Raw genomic sequence first — 1161 nt, 5'->3', positions numbered from 1 at the left:
GGCCCGGCCTCCGCCATGGGCGTACCCGGCACCGGGATGAGCTGGTTGATGGGCACGCTCTCCGGGTGGGCGGGCAGATTCGCGAGGGTGCGCAGCAGCTCGGCGCGGTCCGTCTCGCCCTCGCCCAGGCCGACGATTCCGCCGCAGCACACCCGCAGCCCGGCGTCGCGGACATTCGCCAGGGTGCTGAGACGCTCGTCATAGCGGCGGGTGGTGATGATCTCCGGGTAGTACTCGGGGGAGGTGTCGAGGTTGTGGTTGTAGTAGTCCAGCCCGGCGTCAGCAAGCTCCCGGGCCTGCCCGTCGCTGAGCAGCCCGGCCGAGAGGCACACCTCCAGGCCCTGCTCGCGCACCGCGGCGATCATCTCGCGCAGCCGGGGCATGTCCCGGGCCTTCGGCCCGCGCCACGCCGCGCCCAGGCACAGCCGCGCCACGCCGGCCTCGCGGGCGCGGCGTGCCGCCTCGCGCACCGACGCCACCGGCATCAGCGCATGGGGCTCGACGTCGGTCTGGAAACGCACGCTCTGCGGGCAGTAGGCGCAGTCCTCCGGACACGCACCGGTCTTCACGGACACCAGCGAGGCAAGCTCCACCTGAGCGGGATCGAAGTACCGGCGGTGCACCTGCTGGGCCGCGAACAGCAGCTCCGTGAACGGCGCGTCGAACAGGGCACGGACCTCGTCGGCGGACCAGTCGTGACGGATGTCACCGGTGGCGGGTATGGACATGGCGGTCGGCCTTCTTCTTTCATGAGTGGGCCGGGCCATTGTGCACGGACCGTAAACGTTTATTCAACGCTTATGGTTTACGGCCCGTGCGATCACAAAGAGGCCTACCGCAAGGTAGCGGGCAACCCGGTCACGGACCGGTACCTGCGTTCGGTGTGCCTTCTTGCCCGGGAAACGGCCCTTCATGGCGGTCATGCACGGCCCGCGGCCATAAACAGACGACGACCCTTGACCGTCATCACTTGAGGGAGCCGTAGGTCGGCTGCTCTGGGCAGCCGACATTCCCCGCTCCTGTATGCCGGCATCGGGACGTTGGCTGCCAGGAGCAGCCAACCTACCGGAGGCGGCACGACAACGGGTAGTGTCCCAGGAAGTGTGTAAAAGCGGCTGAGGAGGTCACCGCGGGTCTCCGTTAGGATTCGGGTTGTGAAGA

The 1161-nt window shown here is 68.1% G+C and carries 1 protein-coding gene; it reads right to left on the bottom strand.

The annotated features are described in order from the left end of the window. Positions 1-728: biotin synthase BioB (bioB, locus tag G7A99_RS20265; protein WP_163143649.1), on the bottom strand; the 728-nt coding region annotated here is incomplete at its 3' end. Between the last annotated feature and the right edge of the window lie 433 nt (positions 729-1161).

The organism is Arhodomonas sp. KWT, assembly GCF_010993615.1.
This window is presented reverse-complemented; position numbering and strand designations above follow the sequence as displayed.